The 18,019-nt window shown below is 64.6% G+C and carries 16 protein-coding genes; 9 read left to right on the forward strand and 7 right to left on the reverse strand.

Annotated elements, in window-relative coordinates; all coding sequences use genetic code 11:
- Position 1: 1 nt before the first annotated feature.
- From dnaJ to grpE, 3 genes are all read right to left on the reverse strand, one after another.
- The gene (gene dnaJ, locus ACKI1H_RS00330; RefSeq protein WP_038803372.1) at positions 2–1,132 is read right to left on the reverse strand and encodes a molecular chaperone DnaJ; all 1,131 of its coding nucleotides are present in this window, start codon (positions 1,130–1,132) and stop codon (positions 2–4) included.
- A 122-nt stretch (positions 1,133–1,254) separates the two neighbouring features.
- Positions 1,255–3,171: a molecular chaperone DnaK gene (gene dnaK, locus ACKI1H_RS00335; protein WP_440467345.1), complete on the reverse strand. Its 1,917-nt coding sequence runs from the start codon at positions 3,169–3,171 to the stop codon at positions 1,255–1,257.
- Positions 3,172–3,261: 90 nt separating this feature from the next.
- Positions 3,262–3,825 (reverse strand): nucleotide exchange factor GrpE, encoded by a 564-nt coding sequence (grpE, locus tag ACKI1H_RS00340; RefSeq protein WP_081520689.1) that lies wholly within the window; start codon positions 3,823–3,825, stop codon positions 3,262–3,264.
- Positions 3,826–4,025: 200 nt separating this feature from the next.
- Between grpE and recN the strand changes: the two genes are divergently transcribed.
- The gene (gene recN / locus ACKI1H_RS00345; protein WP_440467346.1) at positions 4,026–5,702 is read left to right on the forward strand and encodes a DNA repair protein RecN; all 1,677 of its coding nucleotides are present in this window, start codon (positions 4,026–4,028) and stop codon (positions 5,700–5,702) included.
- Between the two features lie 73 nt (positions 5,703–5,775).
- Here the strand turns inward: recN and fur are convergent, their stop codons facing one another.
- Entirely contained in the window at positions 5,776–6,180 is a 405-nt protein-coding gene (gene fur, locus ACKI1H_RS00350; protein WP_009613072.1) for a ferric iron uptake transcriptional regulator, read from the reverse strand.
- A 96-nt stretch (positions 6,181–6,276) separates the two neighbouring features.
- On the opposite strand from fur, the gene ACKI1H_RS00355 reads away from it, so the two are divergent.
- Positions 6,277–6,813 (forward strand): outer membrane protein assembly factor BamE, encoded by a 537-nt coding sequence (locus ACKI1H_RS00355; RefSeq protein ID WP_138524526.1) that lies wholly within the window; start codon positions 6,277–6,279, stop codon positions 6,811–6,813.
- An 89-nt stretch (positions 6,814–6,902) separates the two neighbouring features.
- Here ACKI1H_RS00355 and ACKI1H_RS00360 read toward each other — a convergent pair whose 3' ends face one another.
- Positions 6,903–7,211 carry an RnfH family protein gene (locus tag ACKI1H_RS00360; protein ID WP_440467347.1) on the reverse strand — a complete coding sequence of 103 codons (309 nt, stop codon included), beginning with the start codon at positions 7,209–7,211 and terminating at the stop codon, positions 6,903–6,905.
- Positions 7,204–7,638, reverse strand: a complete 435-nt coding sequence (locus ACKI1H_RS00365) for a type II toxin-antitoxin system RatA family toxin (protein WP_138524530.1) — start codon at positions 7,636–7,638, stop codon at positions 7,204–7,206. Before ACKI1H_RS00365 ends, ACKI1H_RS00360 begins: the two co-directional genes overlap by 8 nt.
- Before the next feature lie 154 nt (positions 7,639–7,792).
- Between ACKI1H_RS00365 and smpB the strand changes: the two genes are divergently transcribed.
- Complete coding sequence (smpB, locus tag ACKI1H_RS00370; protein ID WP_017518965.1) at positions 7,793–8,272, forward strand: SsrA-binding protein SmpB; 480 nt, start codon at positions 7,793–7,795, stop codon at positions 8,270–8,272.
- Between the two features lie 37 nt (positions 8,273–8,309).
- On the opposite strand, the gene ACKI1H_RS00375 is transcribed toward smpB, so the two are convergent.
- Complete coding sequence (locus ACKI1H_RS00375) at positions 8,310–9,086, reverse strand: FCD domain-containing protein (protein WP_138524532.1); 777 nt, start codon at positions 9,084–9,086, stop codon at positions 8,310–8,312.
- Between the two features lie 356 nt (positions 9,087–9,442).
- On the opposite strand from ACKI1H_RS00375, the gene ACKI1H_RS00380 reads away from it, so the two are divergent.
- From ACKI1H_RS00380 to ACKI1H_RS00405, 6 genes are all read left to right on the forward strand, one after another.
- Positions 9,443–11,119 (forward strand): lactate permease LctP family transporter, encoded by a 1,677-nt coding sequence (locus ACKI1H_RS00380; protein WP_440467348.1) that lies wholly within the window; start codon positions 9,443–9,445, stop codon positions 11,117–11,119.
- Positions 11,120–11,278: 159 nt separating this feature from the next.
- Positions 11,279–12,424, forward strand: coding sequence for an FMN-dependent L-lactate dehydrogenase LldD (lldD, locus tag ACKI1H_RS00385; protein WP_138524536.1), 1,146 nt, complete (start codon positions 11,279–11,281; stop codon positions 12,422–12,424).
- 171 nt (positions 12,425–12,595) lie between these two features.
- Positions 12,596–15,418, forward strand: a complete 2,823-nt coding sequence (locus ACKI1H_RS00390; protein WP_440467349.1) for an FAD-binding and (Fe-S)-binding domain-containing protein — start codon at positions 12,596–12,598, stop codon at positions 15,416–15,418.
- Between the two features lie 139 nt (positions 15,419–15,557).
- Positions 15,558–16,235 (forward strand): response regulator, encoded by a 678-nt coding sequence (locus tag ACKI1H_RS00395; protein WP_440467350.1) that lies wholly within the window; start codon positions 15,558–15,560, stop codon positions 16,233–16,235.
- On the forward strand, positions 16,232–17,635 hold the full coding sequence (locus ACKI1H_RS00400) for a sensor histidine kinase (protein ID WP_440467351.1): 1,404 nt from the start codon (positions 16,232–16,234) through the stop codon (positions 17,633–17,635). Before ACKI1H_RS00395 ends, ACKI1H_RS00400 begins: the two co-directional genes overlap by 4 nt.
- Before the next feature lie 83 nt (positions 17,636–17,718).
- Positions 17,719–17,985, forward strand: coding sequence for a hypothetical protein (locus tag ACKI1H_RS00405; protein ID WP_138524546.1), 267 nt, complete (start codon positions 17,719–17,721; stop codon positions 17,983–17,985).
- The last annotated feature ends 34 nt before the right edge of the window (positions 17,986–18,019 follow it).

The following is an 18,019-nucleotide window of genomic DNA, read 5'->3' on the forward strand; positions in this document are numbered from 1 at the left end:
ATCATAGATCGTCGAAGAAGCGCTTCATGCCCTCGAACCAGCCACTGGCCTTGGGCGAGTTGGAAGAGTTGCCCTGCAGGGTACCGCGAAACTCTTCCAGGAGTTCGCGCTGACGCTTGTCCAACTGCACAGGCGTCTCCACGACCACGCGGCACATCAGGTCGCCGGCACCACCACCACGCACCGGGGCGACGCCCTTGCCGCGCAGACGGAACAGCTTGCCGGTCTGAGTGCCCTCGGGAATCTTCAGCTTCACGCGACCATCCAGGGTCGGCACTTCCAACTCGCCGCCCAGAGCGGCATCGGCGAAGCTGATCGGTACTTCGCAGTACAGATGCTTGCCGTCGCGCTGGAAGATGTCGTGCTCGCGCACATTCACCACCACGTACAGGTCGCCCGCCGGGCCACCATGAGCGCCAGCTTCGCCTTCGCCGGTCAGGCGGATGCGGTCACCGGTATCGACGCCGGCCGGCACTTTCACCGACAGGGTCTTGTGCTCTTCCACCCGGCCCTGGCCATGGCAGGAACCACAGGGGTCGGTGATCATCTTGCCGCTGCCATGGCAACGCGGGCAGGTCTGCTGCACCGAGAAGAAGCCCTGCTGCATGCGTACCTGGCCGATACCACCACAAGTGGTACAGGTGACCGGCGTGGTGCCGGGCTTGGCGCCGCTGCCGCTGCAGGTCTTGCAGCCGACCAGGGTGGGAACGCGAATGGTCACGGTGGTGCCGCGAACCGCATCTTCCAGGTCGAGATCGAGGGTATAGCGCAGGTCCGCGCCGCGGGCCGGGCCGCCACGGGAACCGCCGCGACCGCCGCCACCCCCGAAGAAATCACTGAAGACATCACCGAAGATGTCCGAGAAGCTCGCGCCGCCGAAGCCGGCACCGCCGCCACCCATCTGCGGGTCGACGCCGGCATGGCCGTACTGGTCGTAAGCCGCGCGCTTGCTGGCGTCGGACAGGACCTCGTACGCCTCGTTGGCCTCCTTGAATTTATCCTCGGCCTCCTTGTCGCCGGGATTGCGGTCCGGGTGGAACTTCATGGCGAGCCGGCGATAGGCCTTCTTCAGGTCCGCTTCGCTGGCGCCGCGCTCGACACCCAGCACCTCGTAAAAATCACGTTTGGCCATAACTTTCCTGCACTCTAAAAACCGTTCCCCCAGACACGCCAACGCGGGAGCAAGCCCCCGCGTGACGTTTCATGCGCACCGACACGCTGGTCGGTGCGCCGGAGCGGAAGCAAGCACGCGGCTTACTTGTTCTCCTTGACCTCTTCGAACTCGGCGTCGACGACATCGTCGCCAGCCTTGTCGTCAGCGGCCTCGCCCTGAGCGGCAGCACCCGGCTGCGGCTGTTCGGCATACATCTTCTGCGCCAGCGGAGTGGATGCCTGGGACAGCGCATTCATCTTCGCTTCGATCTCGGCCTTGTCGTCGCCCTTCACGGCAACTTCCAGCTCGCCGAGAGCTTTCTCGATGGCGGTTTTCTCTTCGGCAGTAGCCTTGTCGCCAGCCTCGGTGACCATCTTGCGAGTCGCGTGGACCAGCGCATCACCCTGGTTGCGGGCAGCGGCCAGTTCCTCGAACTTGCGGTCTTCCTCGGCATTCGCCTCGGCGTCGCGGACCATCTGCTGGATCTCGTCTTCGGACAGACCCGAGGAAGCCTTGATCACGATGGACTGCTGCTTGCCGGTGGCCTTGTCTTTCGCGCCGACGTGCAGGATGCCGTTGGCGTCGATGTCGAAGGTCACTTCGATCTGCGGCACACCACGCGGAGCCGGCGGGATGTCGGCCAGGTCGAACTTGCCCAGCGACTTGTTCTGGCCGGCCTGCTTGCGCTCGCCCTGCAGAACATGGATGGTCACGGCGCCCTGGTTGTCATCGGCAGTGGAGAACACCTGCGACTTCTTGGTCGGAATGGTGGTGTTCTTGTCGATCAGCGCGGTCATCACGCCACCAAGGGTTTCGATACCCAGGGTCAGCGGGGTGACGTCGAGCAGCAGCACGTCCTTCACATCGCCGGCCAGTACGGCGCCCTGGATGGCAGCACCCATGGCAACAGCTTCGTCCGGGTTGACGTCCTTGCGCGCTTCCTTGCCAAAGAACTCGGCAACGGTCTTCTGTACCAGCGGCATGCGGGTCTGGCCGCCGACCAGGATCACTTCGTCGATCTTCGACACGTCCAGGCCTGCGTCTTTCAGCGCAACGCGGCACGGCTCGATGGTGCGGGTGACCAGGTCTTCCACCAGGGATTCCAGCTTGGCGCGGGAAACCTTGACGTTCAGGTGTTTCGGGCCGCTGGCGTCAGCAGTGACGTACGGCAGGTTGACGTCGGTCTGCTGGGTCGAGGACAGCTCGATCTTGGCCTTCTCGGCCGCTTCCTTCAGACGCTGCATGGCCAGAGGGTCGCCCTTCAGGTCCATGCCGGATTCTTTCTTGAATTCCTCGACGAGGTAGTCGATCAGGCGCAGGTCGAAGTCTTCACCACCGAGGAAGGTGTCGCCGTTGGTGGCCAGTACTTCGAACTGGTGCTCGCCGTCGACTTCCGCGATCTCGATCACGGACACGTCGAAGGTACCGCCACCCAGGTCGTAGACGATGATGGTGTGATCACCCTTCGCCTTGTCCAGGCCATAGGCCAGCGCGGCCGCGGTCGGTTCGTTGATGATGCGCTTGACGTCCAGACCGGCGATGCGGCCGGCGTCCTTGGTGGCCTGACGCTGGCTGTCGTTGAAGTAGGCCGGAACGGTGATGACCGCTTCAGTGACCGGCTCGCCCAGGTAGTCCTCGGCAGTCTTCTTCATCTTCTTCAGGACTTCGGCAGAGACCTGCGGCGGAGCCATCTTCTGGCCCTTGGCTTCGACCCAGGCGTCACCGTTGTCAGCCTTGACGATCTTGTACGGCACCATCTTGATGTCTTTCTGCACGACGTCTTCTTCGAAGCGACGGCCGATCAGGCGCTTCACTGCGTACAGGGTGTTGGTCGGGTTGGTCACAGCCTGGCGCTTCGCCGGCTGACCTACCAGGATTTCACCGTCGTTGGCGTAGCCGATGATCGACGGGGTGGTACGAGCGCCTTCGGCGTTCTCGATGACCTTGACGTTACCGTTCTCCAGGATGGACACACAGGAGTTGGTGGTCCCCAGGTCGATACCAATGATTTTGCCCATAGTTCACTCTCCAGAAATTAGATTCCGCGCTGACCCTGTTGCGGGTCTTTGGCTCGGTTGATTACCCAGATGGGGACCGGGTGGTGGATTTCAAGCCTTCTCGTCGATCGAAGGCGGGGTTTGTTCCGGTGCCTTGCTGACCACGACCATGGCCGGACGCAGCAGACGACCGTTGAGCAGATAACCCTTCTGGAACACCTTGACCACGCTGCCCGGCTCGAGGCGGATGCTCTCTTCCATGGCCATGGCCTGGTGGTGTTCGGGGTTGAATGGCTCGCCGTGCGGGTCGACCGGCTCGAGGTTGTAGCGCTTCAAGGTGTCGTGGAACATCTTCAGCGTCAGCTCGATGCCTTCGCGCATCGGCTTGATCACTTCATCTTCCGGGTTCGACATCTCCAGCGCGCGCTCGAGGGTATCGACGATCGGCAGCAAGTCGCCGGCGAATTTCTCCAGGGCGAACTTGTGCGCCTTCTCCACGTCCTGCTCGGCACGGCGGCGGACGTTCTGCAACTCGGCAACGGCGCGCAGGCTCTGGTCCTTCGCCGCGGCTACCTGCTCTTCCAGTTCCAGCACGCGGGCGTTCAGATCCCCGGTAGCGCCGGTGTCCGGCTGCTCGTTGAACTGGGAATCCTGAGTCTGTTGTTCGTCAGACATGCCACTCTCCTAAAAAGAAAATAAGCCTTTGAAAACAAGGCGAACCCAATGGTCCGCGGCTCTGCCGTGTATATGGGGCGCCTTTCTCCGACTTCAAGGGCATGACTTCAAGGACACACCCCTCACAGGCGACGAGGGAGAATTGCCAGCGGCAAAAAATACTGTATAAATAACCAGACTTATCTACGGAGCCGCCGCCCATGCTGGTTCATCTGTCCGTGCACAACTACGCCATCGTCGAGCACCTCGATCTCGAGCTCGCCGCCGGCATGACCGTGATCACCGGCGAAACCGGCGCCGGCAAGTCGATCATGCTCGACGCCCTCGGTCTCGCCCTCGGCGACCGAGCCGACAGCGGCGTCGTACGCCCCGGGTCCGACAAGGCAGACATTCTCGCCAGCTTCGATGTCAGTGCGATTGCTGAAGCCCGCGACTGGCTCGCCGAGCGCGACCTGGAGCAGGACGGTCCGTGTATCCTGCGCCGGGTGATCACCGCCGAAGGCCGCTCCCGCGCCTACATCAACGGCACGCCCTGCCCGCTGGGCGATCTCAAGCACCTGGGCGAGCTGCTGATCGATATCCACAGCCAGCACGAACACCAGTCGCTGCTCAAGTCCGACACCCACCGCCGCCTGCTCGACGAATTCGCCGGCAGCCAGGACCTGGCGCGCCAGATACACCTCGCCGCGCAGCGCTGGAAGCAGACCCGCCAGGAACTGGACCGTCTGTCGCGCAATGGAGACGAACAGCGCGCCCGCCACCAGCTGCTCAGCTACCAGCTCGAGGAGCTGGAAAACCTCGGCCTGGGCGACAACGAATTGGAGTCGCTGGAAGCCGAACACAAGACCCAGAGCAACGCCGGCAGCCTGATCGCCGCTTGCCGCCAGGTCGTCGATCTCTGCAGTGAAAGCGATGCCGGCAACGTGCTGTCGGCACTGACCTCCAGCCTCAACCGCCTCACAGCCTTCCAGACCCAGCCAACTGCGCTGGGCGAGGCGGTGAACCTGCTGTCCAGTGCGCAGATCCAGGTGGAAGAAGCCATCGGCGAGCTGAACCGCTTCGTCGACCACTTCGACGCCGACCCCATGCGCCTTCAGCAACTGGAAGAGCGCATGGACGCCATCTACAGCCTCGCCCGCAAACACCGCGTGCAGCCGCACGAACTGCAGGATTTGCAGCAACGCCTACTGGACGAACTGGAAGCGCTGAACGCCGACGACGAAGCCGTGGAGCGCCTGGGCGACGAACTGTCCGCCTACGCTCGCCACTATCAGGAGAAGGCCGACGAGCTCAGCCGCATTCGCCAGGATGCCGCGCCGAAGCTGGCCAAAGCCGTGGAAGTGGAGATGCAGCGGCTCGGCATGCCCGGCGGGCGTTTCGCCATCGAACTGCGCCAGTCCAGCTCGGACGAACCTCAGGTCAGCGGCCTGGAGCAGCTGGAATTCCTCGTCAGCGCCAACCCCGGTCAACCGATGAAGGGCCTGGCCAAGGTCGCCTCGGGCGGCGAATTGTCGCGCATCAGTCTGGCGATCCAGGTGATCACCGCGCAGACCTCACGCATTCCCACCCTGGTCTTCGACGAAGTGGATGTCGGCATTGGCGGCCCCACCGCCGAAGTGGTCGGCCAACTGCTGCGCCGCCTCGGTGATCGCGGCCAGGTACTGACCGTCACCCACCTGCCGCAGGTCGCGGCGCAGGGGCACCAGCATCTGTTCGTGCACAAGGACCGCGACACCAGCGAAACCCGTACCGCCGTGGCCAACCTGAAGAAGGCCGAACGCATCGAAGAAATCGCCCGCATGCTCGGCGGCGTCGATCTGACCAAGGAATCCCTGGCCCACGCCCGCAAGATGGTGGACTCGGCCGTACAGGGCTGACCCTGCCAGCGTTTGAAACCCGCGCAAATGAAAACGGCGACCCGAGGGTCGCCGTTTCTGCTGATGCGTGCGCTTATTTCTTCTTGCGCACGTACAGCACCAGGTTGTGATCGACGAGCTCGAAGCCGCGCTCCTTGACGATCTCCTTCTGGCGTTTCTCGATTTCCGAGTCCATGAACTCGATGACTTCGCCGGTATCGACGCAGACCATGTGGTCATGGTGACCGCTGTCGGCCAGTTCGAAGACGGCATGGCCGCCGTCGAAGTTGTGGCGCACCACCAGGCCGGCGGCTTCGAACTGGGTCAGGACGCGGTAGACGGTGGCCAGACCAACGTCCTCACCCGCCTCCATCAGCGCTTTGTAAACATCCTCTGCGCTCATGTGGCGCTGCTCGGCGGAATCGAGCATCTGGAGGATCTTGACGCGCGGCAGTGTGACCTTCAGTCCGGCTTTGCGCAGTTCGCTATTTTCAACCATGTGTGCTTTCTCGGCGCGGAATGCTTCGCAGCATCTCTCAATACAGGTATGATCGGGATTTCGTCGCTCAGCCAAGATAGTGGAAGTCACCCCTTGATGCAAAACGCCAAGCTCATGCTGACCAGTCTCGCTTTCGGGCTGGGACTCGCCGCACTCGCCGGTTGCTCGTTCCCGGGGGTCTACAAGATCGACATCCAGCAGGGCAACGTTGTAACGCAGGATATGATAGACCAGTTGAAGCCCGGAATGACCCGGCGCCAAGTGCGGTTTATCATGGGCAACCCCCTGATCGTGGACACCTTCCACCCCAACCGCTGGGACTATCTCTACAGCATCCAGCCGGGCGGCGGTCAGCGCCAGCAGGAGCGCATGAGCCTGTTCTTCGGTGAAAACGACCAGTTGATCGGCCTCAACGGCGACTTCATGCCCGGTGTGAGCCGCGACGAGTCGATCCTCGGCAAGGACGGCGTCACCCCGCCGCTGGCCCCGGAGGCGCCGCAACAGCAGCCCGAACAGCCCAAGGAAGAACCGGCCAAGCCCGGCTCCGTGGAAGAACAGATCCAGAAGGAAGTCGACCAGGTGGAAACCGTGCCGGTCCCGACCCCGGAACCGCTGGACAAGGATCCGCAGTAAGGGATCCGCTCCAACGAAAAAGCCCGGCCAATGCCGGGCTTTTTGTTGCCTGCGCTTTCATCCCATGAGAATCATGCATCGCACAGCAATCAGCCGCGCGCCGCCTTGGCTCGCGCGGCCCGCTGTTTCCGCACTTCCTTGGGATCGGCGATCAAAGGCCGATAGATCTCCACCCGCTCGCCCTCCTCCAGCACACGCTCCTCGGGCCTGGCTACCGCCTTGCCGAAAATACCCAGCGGGCAGCTCTGCACATCCAGACCGGGAAATTGCGCGGCAATACCGGACAGAAGCACAGCCTCGCGCATCCGCGTCCCTGGAGGGACACTCAGGCGCAGCAGCACCTGATTCTCCGGCAAGGCATAGACGACTTCGATGGCGATGTTCGCGGACTCAGCCATGCAGCTGCTTGGCACGCTGACAGAAGGCGTCGACCATGGTGTTCGCCGCCTGGGTGAACAGCGGGCCCAGGGTGGCCTTCACCAGCGCACCGGCGTAGTCGAATGTCAGGTCCAGGGAAATCTTGCAGGCCTTGTCACCCAGCGCCTTGAAAGTCCACACGCCGTGCAGCTGGGTGAAAGGGCCCTCCTCGAGGTTCATCTCGATGCTCTGCCCGGGCACCAGCACGTTGCGGGTGGTGAAGCGTTGGGTAATGCTGCCCTTGGCCACGGTCAGCTCGGCGCGCATGGCCGTATCGCTTGCCTCCAGCACGGTGGAGGCGGAACACCAGGGCAGGAACTCCGGGTAGCGCGCCACATCGTTGACCAGGTCGTACAGCGCCTTCGCCGGATAGGGCAGCAGCGCCGAACGCTGGATATGCGTGCTCATAGACGTCTCGCTTGGTTGTGGGGCGTTTCATACGCCCGCTGCTCAAAAAAACAGCGCGCATTGTCCGAGATTAGCCACACACCCTCAAGCTTGCATGCCGTCACACGCTGTCCCGATAGCGGCGCGGCGAGCGACTCCCTATAATGCGCGGCCTATGGCTAAACAGAAGAAACACCCTTCGGGGACCATCGCGCAGAACAAGAAGGCTCTGCACGACTACTTCATCGAGCAGCGCTTCGAGGCAGGTGTCGCCCTGGCCGGCTGGGAAGTGAAAAGCCTGCGCGCCGGCAAGGCGCAGCTGGTGGACAGCTACGTGCTGCTCAAGGATGGCGAAGCCTGGCTGCTGGGCAGCCACATCACGCCGCTGACCACTGCCAGCACGCACGTCATCGCCGACCCGGTGCGCACGCGCAAGTTGCTGCTGCACAAGCGCGAGCTGGGCAAGCTGTTCGGTGCCGTGCAGCAGAAGGGCTACGCCTGCGTCGCGCTGTCGATGTACTGGAAGAAGCACCTGATCAAGTGCGAGATCGCACTGGCCAAGGGCAAGAAAGAGTACGACAAGCGCGGCACCGAGAAGGAGCGTGACTCCGACCGGGAAATCCAGCGCGCCATTCGCCACGGCAAGGACGACTGAAGTCCTTTCGCGCCCTCCCGCGAGGGCGCGTTGCCGATCAGGCGTCCGCCGTACCCTGGCGTCGCTGTGCCCGTTGCAGGCGCAACTCCTTCGCCTGGACCTCGGCCAGCACTTCCTGCACGTAGTCGATATGCCGCTGGGAAATCTCCCGCGCCGCTTCCGCGTGCCCGCCGATAATCGCCTCGTACAACTCGCGGTGCTGACGCATCAGCTGCTCGCGGGTCTCGTCGCGCTGCGCGTACATTCCACCAATGTTGGTCACCACGTTGCGCTTGAGCAGGTCGAACAGGCCACGAATGGTGTGCAGCAGCACGGCATTGTGGCTGGCCTCGGCGATGGCCAGGTGGAAGGCTGCGTCCGCCGCGCCCTCTTCCGCACGACTGACCTTGCCCACACGCAGGTAACAGTCCTGCAACGCATCGAACGCCTGCCTCAGTCGCTGGTGGTCCACCTCGGTCGCACGCTGCGCCGCGTAGTAGGCGCAGGAGCCTTCCAGGGTGTGGCGAAACTCCAGCAGGTCGCGCTGCGCCTCCGGGTTGCTCTCCAGCAAGTGCAGCAGCGGATCGCTGAACATCGAGCCCAAGCCTTCGCTGACGTAGTTGCCACCGCCCTGCCGGCTGACCAGCAGCCCCTTGGCGCCGAGCTTCTGGATTGCTTCACGCAGCGAAGGCCGTGACACGCCGAACTGTTCGGCCAGCACGCGCTCGGCGGGCAGCCGTTCGCCCGCCTTGAGGGTGCCCTCGAGGATCATCGCCTCCAGCCGTTCGACGATGTCGTCCGACAGACGGCGTTGCTTGACCTGACCAAAACTCATGCTCGTGAACCCTCTCGCCTCTCACTCTGGAGCTGCGCTCCAGACCGCGACCTGAACAGCGCGCGGCAGCCTAACCAGTACCGCCGCCAGCAACAAGACCAATTCGCCTTCCCGATCACGCTCGACAAAAGTCGCAGGGCAGCAAATTGACAGGTCGCCAGCAGGGCTTTTACCCTGAGCGCTCGGCCTTGTAAATTGGTCTTACCAATTTACCGTAAGTCGAATTGCACGACAACAGGTTCACAAAAACACAAGCCGCGATCAGTCGACCGTCTGCCCAGGCGCCACAAGCGCATCGGAATCGCCCGACCGGCAACCAGGCCCTCCACCCAAAAACAATTAGGGAGCCAAACCAGATGCAAACCTGGCAGCAGATCTACACCCCGCTCGGCAGCCTCGGCCTGTCCGCGCTGGTCGCCGTCATTCCGATCGTGTTCTTCTTCCTCGCCCTCGCCGTGTTCCGCCTCAAGGGCCACGTCGCCGGCAGCATCACCCTCGCCCTCTCGATCATCATCGCCATCGCCGCCTTCGGCATGCCTGCCGACATGGCCATCGCCGCCGCCGGTTATGGCTTCGCCTATGGCCTGTGGCCGATCGCCTGGATCATCGTCGCGGCGGTGTTCCTCTACAAACTCACGGTCAAGAGCGGCCAGTTCGAGGTGATCCGCAGCTCAGTGCTGTCGATCACCGGCGACCAGCGCCTGCAGGTGCTGCTGATCGGCTTCTCCTTCGGCGCCTTCCTCGAAGGTGCGGCCGGCTTCGGCGCCCCGGTGGCGATCACCGCCGCCCTGCTGGTCGGCCTGGGCTTCAACCCGCTGTACGCCGCGGGCCTGTGCCTGATCGCCAATACCGCGCCGGTAGCCTTCGGCGCCCTGGGCATCCCGATCATCGTCGCAGGCCAGGTCACCGGCATCGACGCCTTCAAGATCGGCGCCATGACCGGCCGCCAGCTGCCCTTCCTGTCGATCCTCGTGCCGTTCTGGCTGGTGTTCATGATGGACGGCTTCAAGGGCGTGAAAGAAACCTGGCCGGCCGCCCTGGTTGCCGGCGGCAGCTTCGCCATCACCCAGTACTTCACCTCCAACTTCATCGGCCCGGAACTGCCGGATATCACCTCCGCCCTGGTCAGCCTGATTTCCCTGACCCTGTTCCTCAAGGTCTGGCAACCTGCCGGCGAGCGAGAAGTGGTCGCCACCGCTGGCGGCACTGCCGTCATGGGCGGCAACGGCCCGCGCAGCGCCGAGCCGACGCCCTACAGCTTCGGCGAGATCCTCAAGGCCTGGTCGCCCTTCCTGGTGCTGACCGTACTCGTCACCATCTGGACCCTGAAACCGTTCAAGGCGCTCTTTGCGCCGGGCGGCGCGCTGTACAACCTGGTGTTCAACTTCTCCATCCCGCACCTGGACCAACTGGTGGTGAAGACCGCCCCCATCGTCGCCAACCCGACACCGATCGCCGCCGTGTTCAAACTGGACCCGGTATCGGCCACCGGCACCGCGATCTTCTTCTCCGCCGTGATTTCGATGTTCATCCTGCGCATCGGTGCGAAAACTGGTCTGACCACCTTCAAGGAAACCCTGCTCGAGCTGAAATGGCCGATCCTCTCCATCGGCATGGTGCTGGCCTTCGCCTTCGTCACCAACTACTCGGGCATGTCCACCACCCTGGCGCTGGTCCTGGCGGGCACTGGCGCGGCGTTCCCGTTCTTCTCGCCGTTCCTGGGCTGGCTGGGCGTGTTCCTGACCGGTTCGGATACGTCCTCCAACGCGCTGTTCAGCTCGCTGCAAGCCACCACCGCGCACCAGATCGGAGTCAATGACACCTTGCTGGTGGCCGCCAATACCAGCGGCGGCGTGACCGGCAAGATGATCTCGCCGCAATCCATCGCCGTCGCCTGCGCCGCGACCGGCATGGTGGGCAAGGAATCCGACCTGTTCCGCTTCACCCTCAAGCACAGCCTGATGTTCGCCGCCATGGTGGGTCTGATCACCCTGGCCCAGGCCTACATCTTCACCGGCATGCTGGTTCACTAAGGGAGTCATCGCCGCTGCGCCGTTCACAGGTTGAACGGCGCAGCGGCCGGCCCAAGCGGCACGCGCGACTGCAGCGAACCCGGTAAACGTCTAGTTTGTTCTGGGTTCCTGCCGTCACCGTGACGCCTTAATCGACAGACCCTCACCGATGGGACGCCCATGATCATTTCTGCCTCTACCGACTACCGCGCCGCCGCCCAGCGCAAGCTGCCGCCATTCCTCTTCCACTATGCCGACGGCGGCGCCTACGCCGAGCGCACCCTGCGCAACAACGTCGACGACCTGGCCAACATCGCCCTGCGCCAGCGCGTGCTGAAGAACATGTCCGAGCTGAGCCTGGAGACGATGCTGTTCGGCGAGAAGCTGAACATGCCCATCGCCCTGGCCCCGGTCGGCCTGACCGGCATGTATGCCCGCCGCGGCGAAGTGCAGGCTGCCCGCGCGGCCGCCGCCAAGGGCATCCCCTTCACGATGTCCACGGTGTCCGTCTGCCCGATCGAGGAAGTCGCTCCGGCCATCGACCGGCCCATGTGGTTCCAGTTGTATGTGCTCAAGGACCGCGGCTTCATGCGCAATGCCCTGGAGCGCGCCAAGGCCGCTGGCGTGAAGACCCTGGTGTTCACCGTCGACATGCCGGTGCCCGGTGCCCGCTACCGCGACGCCCATGCCGGCATGAGCGGCCCGAACGCGCCGCTGCGTCGCGTCTGGCAGGCCATGACCCACCCGTCCTGGGCGCTCGATGTCGGCCTGCTGGGCAAGCCCCACGATCTGGGCAACATCTCCAAGTACCGCGGCAACCCCACCGGTCTGGCCGACTACATCGGCTGGCTGGGTGCCAACTTCGACCCGTCGATCTCCTGGAAGGACCTGGAGTGGATTCGCGAATTCTGGGACGGCCCGATGATCATCAAGGGCATCCTTGATCCGGAAGACGCCAAGGATGCGGTGAAGTTCGGCGCCGACGGTATCGTCGTGTCCAACCACGGCGGCCGCCAGCTCGACGGCGTGCTCTCCAGCGCCCGCGCCCTGCCGGCCATCGCCGACGCAGTGAAGGGCGACCTGAAGATCCTCGCCGACTCCGGCATCCGCAACGGCCTGGACGTGGTGCGCATGATCGCCCTTGGCGCCGACACCGTGCTCATCGGCCGGGCCTTCCTCTACGCCCTGGCGACCCACGGTGAAGCCGGCGTGAAGAACCTGCTGGACCTGTTCGAGAAGGAAATGCGCGTGGCGATGGTGCTCACCGGCGCCAAATCCATCAGCGAGATCACCCGCGACTCGCTGGTACGCGAGTTGGGGCAGTAAACGCTCTGCTTTTGTAGAAGCGAGCTTGCTCGCGAACCGGGCCGGCACGAAGCTGCGCAGGTTCGCAAGCATGCTCGCTCCTACAGGAGGAGCGCGCTCCGGCGCGTTCGATAAAAGAACACCGATGGGCCGTCCAGCGGCCCACGCTCACCGATGATGAATGGAGCCGCCATGAGCCTCCCTGCCGCCTTCCTCGACACGGTAGAACACCTGATCCCCCGTGAGCGCCGCTTCGACGATCCGCTCTCGACCCTGGCCTTCGGCACCGACGCCAGCTTCTATCGGCTGATTCCCAAGCTGGTGATCCGCGTCGAGAACGAAGACGAAGTCGCTTCCCTGCTCAAGTCCGCTCATGCCAATCAGGTGGCGGTGACCTTCCGCGCTGCGGGCACCAGCCTCTCCGGCCAGGCCGTGAGCGACTCGGTGCTGCTGGTGCTGGGTGACAACTGGAACGGCCGCGACATCCGCGAGGGCGGCACGCAGATTCGCTTGCAGCCCGGCGTCATCGGCGCCCAGGCCAACGCCTGGCTTGCGCCCTTCGGCCGCAAGATCGGCCCGGACCCGGCATCGATCAACGCTTGCAAGATCGGCGGGATCGTCGCCAACAATGCCAGCGGCATGTGCTGCGGCACCGCGCAGAACAGCTACCACACCCTGGCCGGCATGCGTCTGCTGCTGGCCGACGGTACGTTGCTGGACAGCGAGCTACCCGGCAGCGTCGCGGCCTTCCGCGAAAGCCACGGCGCGCTGCTCGACCACCTCGCCGAACTGGGCCGGCAAACCCGCGCCAACACCGAGCTCGCCGCGAAAATCCGCCACAAGTACCGCCTGAAGAACACCACTGGCCTGTCACTGAACGCGCTGGTCGACTACGACGAGCCGCTGGATATCCTCACCCACCTGATGGTTGGCTCCGAGGGCACCCTGGGCTTCATCAGCGCGGTGACTTACGACACCGTGCCGGACCACCCGAACAAGGCCAGCGCGCTGATCGTCTTCCCTGACGTGGAGACCTGCTGCAAGGCAGTGACCGTGCTCAAGCAGCAGCCAGTGTCTGCCGTGGAGCTGCTGGACCGCCGCAGCCTGCGCTCGGTGGAAAACATGCAGGGCATGCCGGTGTGGGTGAAGAGTCTCTCCGAAGGCGCCTGTGCGCTGCTCATCGAGTCCCGTGCCGCGACCCAGTCGCTGCTGCATGAACAGCTCGCGCAGATCAGCACCTCCATCGCCGATTACCCGGTGGAAAAACAGGTCGACTTCAGCGAAGACCCGGTGGTCTACAACCAGCTCTGGCGCATCCGCAAGGACACCTTCCCGGCCGTCGGCGCGGTGCGCGAGACCGGTACCACGGTGATCATCGAGGACGTCACCTTCCCTGTCGAACAGCTGGCCGAAGGCGTGAACCGCCTGATCGAGCTGTTCGACAAGCACGGCTACGACGAGGCCATCCTGTTCGGCCACGCGCTGGAAGGGAACCTGCACTTCGTCTTCACCCAGGGCTTCGAATCGCCCGAGCAGGTAGCACGCTACTCGGCTTTCATGGACGACGTCGCGCACCTGGTCGCCGTGGAATACGGCGGCTCGCTCAAGGCCGAGCACGGCACCGGGCGCAACATGGCGCCCTTCGTCGAGCTGGAATGGGGCCATGACGCCTACCAGCTGATGTGGCAATTGAAACGTCTGCTCGACCCCACCGGCATCCTCAACCCGGGCGTGGTACTGACCGACGATCCGCAGCTGCACCTGAAGAACCTCAAGCCGCTGCCGGCCGCCGACGAGATCGTCGACAAGTGCATCGAGTGCGGCTTCTGCGAACCGGTCTGCCCGTCCAAGGGACTGACCCTCAGCCCGCGCCAGCGCATCGTCCTGTGGCGCGACATCCAGGCCAAGCGCCGCGCCGGCGTCGACACCACGGAGCTGGAGCGCGACTACCAGTACCAGGGCATCGACACCTGCGCCGCCACCGGCCTGTGCGCCCAGCGCTGCCCGGTGAACATCAACACCGGCGAGCTGATCCGCAAGCTGCGCGGCGTGGAAGCGCACCACGCCGGCACCGCCACCTGGCTGGCACGCAATTTCGCCACGGCGCTGAAAGGCGCGAAGTTCATGCTGCATGCCGCCAATGGCGCGCGCATCGTTCTGGGAGCGCCACGCCTCGCTCGCCTCAGCGCCTCCATCAGCCACGCCAGCAAGGGCCGCGTGCCGCAGTGGACACCTGCCATGCCGCAGCCGGTGCGTCTCGCAGCTACGTCGCAACCTGTGGATAACGGCAAGCCGCGCGTCGTCTACCTGACCGCCTGCGTCTCCCGCGCCATGGGCCCGGCGGCGGCGGACGAGGAGCAGATGCCGCTGATCGAAAAGACCCACCAATTGCTGGAGAAATCCGGCTACCAGGTGGTCTTCCCGGACAACGCCGATAACCTCTGCTGCGGCCAGCCGTTCGCCTCCAAGGGCTACCAGTCACAGGCCGACGCCAAGCGCGACGAGCTGCTCGCCGAACTGCTGCGCGCCAGCCGTGGCGGCCTCGACCCGATCTACTGCGACACCAGCCCCTGCACGCTGCGCCTGGTGCAGGAGCTGGCGGACGACCGGCTGAAGATCTACGACCCGGTGAAGTTCATCCGCACGCACTTGGTCGAGCGTCTGGACTTCCAGCCGCAGGACAAGCCGGTGGCCGTCCACGTCACCTGCAGCACCCAGCACCTGGGCGAAAGCCAGGCGCTGATCGACCTGGTCAGACGTTGCACCCGCGAAGTAGTGATCCCCGAAGGTATCCACTGCTGCGGTTTTGCCGGCGACAAGGGTTTCACCACGCCCGAGCTGAACGCGCACTCGCTGCGTACGCTCAAGGAGGCTGTGCAGTACTGCGAGGAAGGCGTCTCCACCAGCCGCACCTGCGAGATCGGCCTGTCCGCCCATGGCGGCATCGACTATCGCGGCGTGGTCTACCTGGTGGATCGCGTGACCCGCGCCCGCCCAACCGATACCCAACCGTAGGGCGGGTAACCTGTTCCAGGTTATTCGCCCTACAACGCGTCTCACTCGTTAACTGCACCTTAATCCGCTGCCGCCACCCTCTGCCCGAAATGAGTGACGCCGGCTATCCTGCTGCACAGAGCCGGCTGAGGGGGCATCGATGAGAATCCTGTTGGCAGAAGACGACCAGCTGCTGGGCGATGGCATTCGCGCAGGGCTCGGTCTGGAAGGCGACACCGTGGACTGGGTGAGCGATGGCGTGGCCGCCGATCAGGCGCTGGCGACCGATGAGTTCGACCTGTTGGTCCTCGACCTCGGGCTGCCGCGCAAGGACGGCCTGGAAGTGCTGCGCGGCCTGCGCCGCCGTGGCGACCTGACCCCCGTATTGATCCTCACCGCCCGCGACAAGGTGGCCGACCGCGTGGCCGGCCTGGACGCTGGCGCCGACGACTACCTGACCAAACCCTTCGACCTCGATGAACTGCTCGCCCGCGTGCGCGCCCTCACCCGCCGCCACACCGGCCGCGCTGCGCCGCTGCTGCAACACGGCGAACTGGCACTGGACCCGGCCACTCACCAGGTCAGCCTGGCCGGTTCACCGGTTGACCTGGCACCACGCGAATATGCGCTGCTGCGCCTGCTGCTGGAACAACGCGGCAAGGTACTGTCCCGTGCTCGCCTGGTGGAGGCCCTCTACGGCTGGGACGGCGACCTGGAAAGCAACGCCATCGAAGTCCATATCCACCACCTGCGGCGCAAGCTGGGCAACGGCCTGATCCGTACCGTGCGCGGTATCGGCTACGGCATCGACCGCCCCGAAGGCGCCGCACGAGCTTGAGCAGCGCGCCGCCCCGCGCCGGTTCCATCAGCCGGCGCCTGTTGCTGACGCTGATCGGCGGTGTGTCCGTGCTGTGGCTGGTAGCCGGCCTCTTCACCTATCACCTGACCCGCGAGCAGGTGAACCGGCTCTACGACCAGGACATGATCGACTTCGGCCAGGCCGCCCTGAGCCTGGTCGACGTCGCCGACGCCATCGACCCGCAATCCAGCGACGCCATGGAAATCCTCGCGCGCAGCCGCAAGGCCATCGAAGGGCTGCCACTGATCCGTCGCGAAGCCACGCTGGGCTACGCCATCTGGTATCGCGGCCAACCGCTGCTGGCCACCCACAAGCCGCCCGGGGGAATCGAGGCGCAACCGCCGGGCTTCTCCGACCTGCTCAGCGGCGGGGTCAACTGGCGCGTCCTGCAGATGGCCACGACGGGAGCGGATGAAGTGCGCATCTGGGTCTTCGAGGACCTGCACTACCGCCACAAGACCCTGCATCTGCTGCTGTTCAGCGCCCTGTTCCCGTTGCTGCTGGCACTGCCGCTGTTCGGCGTACTGGTCTGGTTCGGCGTGCGCCAGGGACTGGCGCCGCTGCGCAGCCTGATCGAACAGGTGCACCAGCGCGGCGCCCACAGCCTCCACCCGCTGGCCCTGAGTCGCGCACCGGTGGAGGTACACAGCCTGGTCAACGAACTGAACCTGTTGCTGGAGCGCCTGCATTCGGCGATGGAAGCCGAGCGCCGGCTGACCAGCGACGCCGCCCACGAAATCCGCACGCCACTGGCCAGCCTGCGCACCCACGCCCAGGTAGCACTGCGCTCGTCCGACCCGGCCGCCCACGCCCATGGGCTACAACAGGTCAGCCGCAGTGTCGAACGGATCAGTGCGCTGATGGAGCAGATCCTCCTGCTGGCGCGGCTCGATGCCGAAGAGCTGCACGAAATCTTCGCCCCGGTGGACCTGCGCCTGCTGGCCGAAGACACCATCGCCGATCTCGCGCCGCAAGCCATCGACAAACAGATCGAACTGACCCTCGACAGCCAGGAGGTCACGCTGCGCGGCGTAGCGGCGTGGCTCGGGCTGATGCTCACCAACCTGGTCGGCAACGCCTTGCGCTACACCCCCGAAGGCGGCCGCGTGGCCGTCAGCCTTGAGAGCACGAGCGACCGTCTGACCCTCTGGGTCCGCGACAACGGCCCCGGCGTAGCCCCGGCCGAACAGGCAGCGATCTTCACCCGCTTCTACCGCAGCCCCAGCGTCGCCAGCAGCCACGGCAGCGGACTGGGCCTGCCCATCGTCAAGCGCATCGTGGAAATCCACCACGGGCGCATTTCCCTGCACGAAGGGCTGGACGGTGCCGGTCTGGGCGTCTGCGTCGAACTCCCGGTCACCACCGGGCCGATTCTCTGAACCCCGCGCGAATCACGGCAGTCCACCCTGTACGGTCCGCTCGTGCGGTCCGCGACAACGGTCAAGTTGACAGGAGTACTGCCATGAAACGTGCCGCCCTGCTCATTACAGCCGCCCTGCTGACGTCACCGGCTTTCGCCGCCGACCTGTGCAGCGACAATCTCCAGAAAGTCGATGACGCGGTAAAAACCGTCACCAACAACACCCAGGCCCAGGAGCAGGCCATGCGCCTGCAGGAAAAGGCCGCCCAGGCCCAGGCCGCGGGTGACACCAAGGCCTGCATCGCGCAGACCGAAAAAGCCCTGCAGCTGCTGAAGAAAAACGCCGGCGACGGCGGAGCCAACGGGTGATCCCGCACGCGGCGGCCGGCCTCCCACCGGTCGC

The organism is Pseudomonas sp. YH-1 (genome assembly GCF_051990045.1).
Classification (GTDB): Bacteria; Pseudomonadota; Gammaproteobacteria; order Pseudomonadales; family Pseudomonadaceae; genus Pseudomonas; species Pseudomonas nicosulfuronedens.